Origin of the sequence: Robertmurraya korlensis NBRC 107688 (assembly GCF_001591645.1) — a bacterium.
GTDB lineage: Bacteria > Bacillota > Bacilli > Bacillales > Cytobacillaceae > Robertmurraya_A.
Genome location: NZ_BCVH01000041.1, coordinates 1 through 10,240, shown reverse-complemented (window position 1 = coordinate 10,240; position 10,240 = coordinate 1). Strand labels below are relative to the sequence as shown.

General features: G+C 35.1%; 6 protein-coding genes. 1 reads left to right on the top strand and 5 read right to left on the bottom strand.

What is annotated here, in order from left to right; translation table 11 throughout:
• Positions 1-916 precede the first annotated feature (916 nt).
• Positions 917-1,864, top strand: a complete 948-nt coding sequence (gene abnA, locus BKO01S_RS23255; protein ID WP_232311307.1) for an arabinan endo-1,5-alpha-L-arabinosidase AbnA — start codon at positions 917-919, stop codon at positions 1,862-1,864.
• Between the two features lie 720 nt (positions 1,865-2,584).
• On the opposite strand, the gene BKO01S_RS23250 is transcribed toward abnA, so the two are convergent.
• From BKO01S_RS23250 to BKO01S_RS23230, 5 genes are all read right to left on the bottom strand, one after another.
• Positions 2,585-2,950, bottom strand: coding sequence for a Na-translocating system protein MpsC family protein (locus BKO01S_RS23250; RefSeq protein ID WP_066060104.1), 366 nt, complete (start codon positions 2,948-2,950; stop codon positions 2,585-2,587).
• A gap of 609 nt (positions 2,951-3,559) precedes the next feature.
• The gene (locus tag BKO01S_RS23245) at positions 3,560-4,075 is read right to left on the bottom strand and encodes a carbonic anhydrase (RefSeq protein ID WP_066060101.1); all 516 of its coding nucleotides are present in this window, start codon (positions 4,073-4,075) and stop codon (positions 3,560-3,562) included.
• Between the two features lie 56 nt (positions 4,076-4,131).
• Positions 4,132-6,756: a DUF2309 domain-containing protein gene (locus tag BKO01S_RS23240; RefSeq protein ID WP_066060099.1), complete on the bottom strand. Its 2,625-nt coding sequence runs from the start codon at positions 6,754-6,756 to the stop codon at positions 4,132-4,134.
• A 22-nt stretch (positions 6,757-6,778) separates the two neighbouring features.
• Positions 6,779-8,287 (bottom strand): NADH dehydrogenase subunit 5, encoded by a 1,509-nt coding sequence (locus BKO01S_RS23235; RefSeq protein ID WP_066060098.1) that lies wholly within the window; start codon positions 8,285-8,287, stop codon positions 6,779-6,781.
• Between the two features lie 1,053 nt (positions 8,288-9,340).
• A complete protein-coding gene (locus tag BKO01S_RS23230; protein ID WP_066060096.1) occupies positions 9,341-9,949 on the bottom strand; it encodes a transglutaminase-like domain-containing protein in 609 nt (202 codons plus the stop codon).
• Positions 9,950-10,240: the final 291 nt, after the last annotated feature.

Genomic DNA, 10,240 nt, shown 5'->3' with positions numbered 1-10,240 from the left:
CCCCACAGGGTCCTTGCCCGAAGTTTAGTTGCTTTGCTGACTAATCCGTGCTTCAAATGTCCGAGATTAATATACCTAAAATTCTTTTCTACTCTACTGTTCTTACTGAATTAAGCTGCTATTTCAACTTCTATTTTTGCTCTCATATGAGGGATATCCTGTAACATTGACTTTAACTGAGTAGTGAAGTGATTTGAATGTTTTAAGAAGTATTTATAAAGGGGAAAAGTCGTCAATTGACGACTTTTTTATAGAAATAAATTTTTCTTCTTCGCTGTATAATCAAACAACAATTACAATTAGTGCCTAAAGTAAAAATACACAGGCATATCTTGAGATAGGAAGACGAATTATGGGCATATAAAATATTGAGGGTTATTTCTTGTATTCATTGCGTAGCTTCCCACAATCCCACTAAAGAAAGAAAATAATAGAAAATCCAATTAGTTAATTATTAGATAATTTTGTATCTAAAAACATAAACTTTATGAAAACAGTCTTCAATAAAGTGTTCAAGATTCCTTCTTCCACAAATGCTGCTCCGTTAATACAATAACTACTTTTAAGCGACAAACTTGTGCATACATATAAATAAATGCATTGACATGTACGAACAAGTATAATATGATAAAAATTAGTTTAAACGTTTACATTTTTTGGATTCTATAATCATTCTTTCAAAATTTGCTTTTCCATTGAAAAGTAATGTCCAAATCCATCTATAGCTCTAAATGGGAAATTAACTAACTCTTTTTATACATCATAGTTAATACATAAGATATACGTTATTAGGAGAAGGAAGTTCATTCTAATATCGTATATCTTTTTTATTAAAATAAAAGTGTGCATTAATGAGGTGGTAAATTTATTAGCAAAATCTAAATTTTTATAGGAGGAGATTAGTTTAATGAAGAAAATGAAACTTTCTGTGTTATTTGTAATCTTGTGTCTATTAAACACTCAAGTAACAGCAAGTGCCGCATTCTGGAATGTATCAGGGGAAAAAATGATTCATGATCCTTCAATTATTAAAGAGGGAAACTCTTGGTATGTATTTGGGACTGGTGAAGCTGGAAAAAATGGAATTAGAGTTTTACGATCAGATAATGGAACAAACTGGTACACAACACCTGTCATTTTTCCTACTGCTCCATCTTGGTGGAAAACATATGTACCAAATCATGAAACAAACCAGTGGGCTCCCGATATTCAATATTATAATGGAAGATATTGGCTTTACTATTCAGTTTCTAGTTTTCGTTCAAATACATCACTTATTGGGCTTTTATCTACAAATAGTATAACTTCTGGTCAGTGGAGGGATGATGGTTTGGTTGTCCGTTCCACAAGCTCAGATAATTTTAATGCAATTGATGGTGATCTTGTCGTTGATAAGGATGGTAATCCTTGGTTGTCTTATGGTTCTTTTTGGAGTGGAATTAAACTAACACGTTTAGATAAAAATACGATGAAGCCAACAGGAAGTGTATATTCTATTGCAACAAGGCCCAACTCTCCAAACAATGCCATAGAGGCTCCTAGTATTACCTATAAAGACGGTTACTATTATTTATTTGTATCATTTGATAGTTGTTGCCAAGGTGTGAATAGTACTTACAAAATTGCCTATGGTAGATCAAAGAATATCACTGGACCATATGTTGATAAAAATGGGGTAAGCATGATGAATGGTGGTGGGACAATTTTAGATGCTGGTAATAGCCGTTGGAAAGGACCTGGTCACCAAGATGTATATAATAATAATATTATAGTCCGACATGCGTATGATGCTGAAAACAATGGGATGCCTACTTTATTAATCAATGATTTGAATTGGGATTCTCAAGGCTGGCCATCCTATTAATAGCATTCTAGCTTTGCATTTTGTAAGTCGTAATTAGCTTAGGGCAAAGCATTAGAAGATATAATTTGAAATATCATTCAAAAGTTACTGAGTATTAAGTAGAAAGAATGCTCCACTTATGATTTCTATAATGTTATTTCATCGACTAAGTGTTAATCTTGAACAAAAATATATGTACAGATTCTTAGTTCACAACAAAATAACAACCCTTTTAAAGAAATGTCATTGTTTCTATATTTTGGTTTTGATTCGTTTCCATAGCCTCCTGGTATTTATATTTGTGTCCATTCTTCTGCCAAGCTTTGGACACTCCTAGCTTACCAAGGGGCTTTTTTATGTTCAAACCTCATATTTCTTCATTACAGGAATGCTGCCCTTTTGTTGAATAAGGATGTTTGGTGAGGTCGATTAGTGTTAATAGAAGTTTTACGTACTTTCATAAAAAATAAAAACCGTCTCATCCCTTTGATACCAACGGGTTGAGACGGTTTAGATTAAATCACCAAGTAGTGTTAAAAGGTTAGATGCGATCTACCCCCTCTCATTCGTAAGGGGATTTTTTTTACATTAACTCATTATAGATCTCTTTCCATTTTCAATTTCACCTGGATAATTTTCCCTTAAATCTATCTATAACACGAATCCAATATAGCACGAATAGTTCTCACAGACATTATGATATTGCATTGTTAATTCTCAAGGTGACAACCGTTTATTTCTTTAATTGAAGATTTTCTCTAGATCACAAAACAACTTAAATATCATCACTCGTTCACCTGTACGAGAGCTTATATCAGTATGGAAACTTTTAACTCTTACCCGAGTAATAGTTAATATAATATTCTTGAGTTCTTCTATACCTGATTCAACTAGCTCCGAACGAGTTTTCTTTATACTTAACAGTCCCTCTTTTGTTTCACAAACGGTATATTCAGCTGGTGTTAATATACCTTGTAAATTAACAATTATCATATCTCGTAATATATCTGTTTTAACAGATACAGACCCACGTCCAAGAAATTCCTTTTCCCATTGAGTAATTGCCTTACTTATTTCAGATTCATAAAAACCTTTAGATAATTTCATTTATAATACATTTCCTTTCAAACAAAAAATGGGTCTATTCCTAATGATTTTTATGTCTTTATAAGATTTTCATCCTTATAAAGGTTGAATAGCTGTCGTCAAACGAAAAGCCTCCCAGATTATTCTAGTTGAAAAAAGCCAACTATATTATTCTTCTATCAATAAATAATGTCTTATAACATAACCTTCATAACTTCAACATTAAATTCACTGTTTCTTGAAAATTAATTTCAACACCTTCCTCAACTCTATAACATCTATTCCTCAATCTTCAGAACTCCTTAAAAAATTTTCATAATTCTCTGTAACCCAATGAAGATAACGATGCGGTCCAAACTGCCTTAATATATTCCAAGGGAGACACAGTTCCTACTTTCCCATTCTTTCCTTTTTGTGGAGTTTCTAATTGGGGAAGGCTCTCCCACTATCTCTTCTAAAAAGGTTCCTAACCCGTCGGTATTGATCCTATAACGTACTTTTATAGAAACGTTTAAGAATTTTTTAGAGGTTGGCCAATTACCTGCTGGTTCCCTTACATTAGCTGCCTTGACCCCATGTATGTGTACATAGAAGTTAACTCCCGCTTCCATTCAAAATGACAATTGATAATTAGGTAAGGTTTGACACTGTTTTATCAGTTGGAACTTCCACAATTGAGAATTTTCCATCATTCTTATTTATTATTAAACCTCGAACGCTAACATGTGATGGAACTAATGGGTGATTTCGAATGATATTAACACTCTTTACGATATCGTTACTATCATTTTCTTTTCCATTTAGCCAACCATCGACCGTACCACCTGAAAATTCAGGCATACAATTTTCAAAAAGATAATCCAATGTTTGGATTTTATCTTTTATTGAATCAAGTTGAGTTAGTACATTACCTGCAGTTTTCTTATCTTTTGTTCCTACAACAAAGATCTCTTTAACATTTTCCTGATAAATAGCAATGATAACAGACCTCATTATATCTCCATAAGGGTGTGAGATTATAGAATCATAGCTTTGTATAGTCAGCATGTTTTCTGCTGGAATATTCGTCACTTCTTGTAGTATAGAGTCCAATCTGTTTTCAATGTCCGTTAGAAATAATGCTTTTTGATTTTTGTCTAAGTTCATATAGTCCACTCCTTCTTTATGTTTATAATTTGTTTAATATCAAATAATTAATAGCATTACCAATTATCCCAGTGTCCTTCTGGATCAACACTAGCAAGTCGTACCCATCCATTTTGAACTTTTACCCGAAATGCAGAATCATTATTTAATAAGCGTTTTACATATTTGCTAGGTGCTTGGATGACAATCAGCAAGCGAAGAGGAGAATGATAAGCCTCGTCATCTGATTGCATAACGGATTGCCAAGGTAGTCCGGCTAACAAGTCACTTGCATTCCCCTGCATAACACCGATACCTGCTGTAACGGTTTGAGTTGCTTTATTTCCACTACCATAATAATGAGGCGCTACCGTTGAAGCGTAATATTGAAGATTAATCCATTGGGTTACCGTTCCTGGTCCTGCAATGATGTTAGCTAGGAGATCACCACTTTCATCCTGATTCCAATCATAATTATGAAGGAATGCTCTACCTTCCAAGTCACAATCCTGAGTTAGTTCACGTTGACCGATAATAAAAGTGGCATTACGAGCTAATCCCCATTCTGGACGTATCTCACTCCAATCTTCCGCAAATCTCTGTACCTCTGCCTTCGGATTTTTAATGTTCTTTTGGATATTCGGTAATTGGGTTAAACGTTTTGCATTTGCCTTTTGGCTCACATTCGGCATAATAGCTTCGATACAATCAAATGCTTCTTGTGCAGCTTCGGAAAGTTCAGGAACATAAATCCAATGTAATTCATCTACCGTTGTTTTATGCTCAGCGGCTACAAAAACTGTGTCCTCTGGGATTGCAATTCCTTCAGAAGAAAGATCTTCTCTTACCGCTGGAAGGTTGCATAAAGTAGCTAGTACCCTTGCATTGAATCCACCTGCCACCCCACCGCAGGCACCACAGTCGAGAGCAGCAGCATAAGGATTGTTGGTGCTTTGACTACCATGTCCGCATATTACCACTAAGGGTGCAAAATTCTTTGTTAACCCCATCATTTTCAGAGCTTGGCGCGCATATTTCAATTTTTCTTTTTCAGAAAAACCAACATGTATCTCCGCTTCTTTATTATGAGCATGATTAAGCGAGAGCGTTGTATGAGGCTTACGTAACCAAGTCTCGCGAAGGTTACGAATAAAACAATTTGTTCCTCTTGGCACAAAACTTCGTGAAACCATTTGTAGACTAAGCCAAGGTCCACTTAGTTCAGGTAAAAGTAAGCTCGAAAGTACATTCTGTTTCATCATTTTAAATGTTGAGCTTAAGGAATTAGCCGCCTGCTTTCGTTGTTTATATGATTTGAGTTCATTTTCATCTGCAGACTCTTTTATTTTGTGCTGAGGCTTTAGTATAACTGGCAAAGAGGAATGACTGTGGTTACTCCCGAGTTCACTCGTTTCAATTGGTAAGCCAAAGAATCCAGCCATTCCAATGGTTTCAAACGGTCCTTCTTTTTCAAGTTGACGACGAAAAGGTTCTGATCGTATATCAATGCAGAAAACTAATTGTGCTAATGCAGTTTTTTTATCGTAGGTCACACGTAGTTTAGAGGAAATTTTATGACTTAATCGATCCGTGTGTGTTTGTTCCCAAGCTTCTAACCAAATCTTTCTTCTAAGCTGCTCATCAAAACGGTAGGCAAATGATAAATATTCGTTTTGTTCAGCGGCAGACATCTGTGACCATTCCTCGATTGTAAGGTCCCCCCAATGGAGCCAAGAGGCTAAAAGAGAAGTAATAGAAACTTTTTTATTACGTCGTTGATTGGTCAAAGGTAAGTATGGTTTTATAAACACCCACTCCATGGAAACTCGAACTGCTAAATATTCTGTTAGGAGTTGATGTTCATGGCCCGATTGTTGGGCGCGCCAACGCATCATTCCTGCCCACCCAGGTAAGGATAGCAAATGCCCTTCAAGATATGTCTGTATTTCTGATTCTGGGATTTCTAGTTCAAATAACGCTTTTTTTAAGGCCATATGTGCCTCTTGTGGCCAATCTTTTAATCTATTACGCTGTTTTTTACTTAGTGCCGGATCATATTGTATGAGACGGTGCCACGCACGATAGAAACCATCCTCACGATTTGGCATTGTCCAACCTGCCTGTGATTCATCAAGATATAACTTACACCATTTGATGACATGATAATCGAGAATATGGAGTAACCTTTCCCCATCTTGATTCTCTATATGCGAACTGATTGGTTGCATTGAAGAGTTCTCAATCCTATCCGTATTCAATCCACTAACTTCCTTAACCAATTTTTCCAACTTAAGAGATGATAAAAGGTTAGTAGGTAATGAAGTTAACTTTAGTGCAGCCTGACAAAATCGCTCTGCCACGTCCCGTGGGATATTAAAGGAATGTGAATCAAGCCAACGATGTAAACCCATTTTCACATAAGCTTCATCAATATCACCTTGATTCATTGCCGAAAGGATCATAGAAACACTAGGGTAGATATCAACATCACGAGTATTTTTTAACCAACTTGCAACCTGGTCAAAAGATTGCCTTTCAAGTCCCATCCACGGATTACGTGCTGCAAAAGTAGAAATAGGCCAAAGTGGTGCAATCACTTGGCTAGCAGATTCAATTAAAACGTTAAAATCTCGTTTTTGAAAATCAATATTTGTATCTATCTTTTTTACATTTTCTTTCGTTAATACGGATGTTACACCCATCATTATTACCTCCTTATGAAAACTATTGTTTAAGGTAGTTTGGATGACTCTCTACTGACTTTGGTTTTGCCTCGCCTAATCGTACTAACCAAAGATAGAGTACTGCGAAGGAAACAGAAGAACGATTACGAGAAACCCACGTACCTATGGCACTACCAAATAGTAAGAGACATACGACAAGGATGACAACTGACATTGGAGGTTGAGCACTCTGAAAAACGGTTGTATTCAACCACTCATAAAAGAGGTTATGAATGATAAAATAAACGATGGCAGTTCCTCCTAAAAAGGTTAAGCCAGCCATTCGTCCAATTCTCCCCTCTCCAAAAGCGACCAGCTGTGTCCAAGAAACGGAGAATGACCACCCTAAGATTAGAGAACTAATCAATTGATAGCCCTCGCTAGGAGCCATAAGCCAAAAAGCACACCCTACAACTATGCCTAAAATCCGACCAGCCATGATCCAGAAATAGGATGACCTTTCATTAACGCGAGTCGATCCTTCGATACGACGTACTGCCGAACCTGCCTGTAAAAACAGCGTAGCTTTGAACAAACCATGTAAAATAAGATGAATAATGGCTGCTATATACGCACCTAATGCACACTGAATGAGCATAAACCCCATTTGCCCAATCGTAGAACCGACTAACTGACGTTTATAGTCAACCTGGACTAAACTAATTCCAGATCCAATCAATACAGAAATACTGGCAAGAATAAGTAACACAATCGAAGCTATACCACCATTAAAAATAGGTGAAAATCGAGTTAAGATAATCCCACCTGCATTTACTAACCCTGCATGCATAATCGCAGAAACAGGAGTCGGAGCAACAACAGATTCAATTAACCACCTTTGGAAAGGCCACTGAGCTGCAGGAATTATCACCGCTAATACAATTAATAAATTTATCCCTGCTCTCTCCCATGTTCCAAGTTGAGTTACATTCTCATTTGTTAGAGCTAATGAGAACTGCCATTGACCTGTGACTTGAAAAAGCCAAATCACCGCGAATAATAATGAAAACCAACTTAATGTAAATAAGCGACCAGATACCTTTGATGCTTCACTGGCTACTTTCCATCCACGGTTTAACCTTATAAGTAAGGTTAACCCGACGAGAGTGGTACCCCAAGAAATGACCATTAAACGGTAATCAGCACTTAACCATGTAATTGAAGCAGCACCTGTAGTAAAAGTAAAAAGCGTAAAATATTTCCGATAAGAACCATCTCCCATTAAATAACGAACAGAAAAACGCTGAATGATTAAACCAATCGCAAGTACAAAGAAAGCCATTAACCAAGCTAAGGAATCCAGGTACCAAGCACCAACATTTCCAATAACACTGGTATTAACAAGCGCGAATAAGGAAACCAAAGGCGCTAAAGTCACGATACCAATATGAATCCGAACAAAACTCAAGGGTACTCGTGGATGTAAAAACAATAGTCCACTAATTCCGGAAATAACAAGCATAATAAAAAATAATGATAACAATGTTGATGAACTCAAAGAAACTAACATAAAACAGACTCCCTTCTAAACGGCGTTAACACCTAAGAATTATTCTTAGAAAGGTCATATATCTTTCTAAAAAGCCACACATTTGATTTTCTTCATTACGATCTACTGAATAAATTTGTATTTACTCAAAAAAAACCGACAACTTCAAAACTTCAATGATGAGTTAAAATCATTGAATCTTGAAAATTGTCGGTTTTACTTCAACTACCTTCAAACGAAGCTTTTTGAAGAACTACCTCTTTATAGGTTATTACTGTATGTTTTAACTTCCTCTAAAGGAATTATCTCTATAACTTTAATTTAGTCCCTTGATAAGTTACTCTTCCTTTTGTGTATTAGGATACTTTTTCATCCAGTCAATATTAAATATTGAAAAAATGCTAAAGGCCCTAATTTTTTAAAAAGGAAAACATAACCATTTTCGATTATTACATTAAATATAAGATATGCAAAATTTTTAGAATTGTCAACAAGAAAGCCCCCATATTTATTTCGTTAGAATGTTAAATTCATTGAATAAATTATTAATTTCCGTCTTTTATAAACAATATATTTTTTGTACTTTATCGTATTAGCTTACTTAATACATTCCTTTCAACCTTATCAAAAAAGTAGTTTGTTGCGGAGTTTTTGTCTAAAGTTCATTTCTTACCTGTCCGTTTGTTGAATATGGATTTTTATAAAGGCCGATTAGTGTTAATAGAAGTTTTGCGTAGCATTTACACATAGTAAAAAACGTCTCAACCCAATGATACCAAAGGGTTGAGACGTTTAAAGTTAAATCAACAAGTAGCGTTAATTGGTATTATACGAATAGTTCAAGGTCCATTTCTAGTACTAAACTGTTCCTTTTTTTTTTGACCATTGTACTTGTGGGTTCCTTTTCATCGTTACCACCTTATATGCAATATCCATAATAGTCTGTTTTAGTACTCTTAAAAATAAACCTTCTTGATAAAAAATAAGAGTATTAATTCTTATATGATTAATACTCACTTGTAGCAACATTGAAGAAAGTACGCTATTTAATAAACGCCCCCGTTAGTGAAACAACTACAAACTCTCTGGCAAGTGATGTTTATACATTTCTAATGTATCTTTATTTTCTTCTAAAACAGCCACAATTTTAGGATGAGGCTTAGCATAGATAACTGGATAATCCTTTTCATCAAGTTTTTCATTAATAGGAAAAGCTAATTTTTCTTCTTCAATTGAAAATTGGGCATCAACTCCATCTTTATTGCCACGAGCATCTAGCCTAATCCATTTATTAAGTGATTTAATAAAGATAGCATTTAAAGCGTGAATACAATACCCTTTATCTGGAGTATCAAATAACATCAATCTTTGGTAACAGAAACCTGTTGGTATTCCCTGTGAACGCAATAAAGCCGCTAATAGGTGTGACTTTGCATAGCATATTCCCTCTTTAAAGTCTAATACGTCTGAAGCATTACAAGTAACTCGCTTCGATTGAATATCCCAAGAATGAGAAATTTCATCACGAACAAATTCAAAAGCTATTTTAGCTTTTTCAATTTCCGTTTGAGATGGATTAAAAAGTTCATCTGCTTTCTTTTTTATAATTGGATTAGAATAATTAACTTCGTTTAAATCGAGTAAATAGTCATTTAGTATTTCCGACTCACAAAACAAAAGCATAAGCCCTTCTCCTTTCGGAATACATAAAAATTCATATATTAACATTATTATATGTTTTTTATTATTTGGATTAAAGGATTTCTTATTGTGCTAAACTCCCTCAATAAACAAAGTGAAAACTCACGTTTTCTCCAGTATTCTCAGTATTTTATAGTGTTATTTTAGAGGTTAACGCTTGCTACTATGGTTGGATTTATCTCGTAAGGATAAATTTGGGCTTCTGAAGCAAAAAGACTAATAGCTCACTAGCCACTCAATTACAAAAATTGGTGGCTGAGTAAAAATATGATC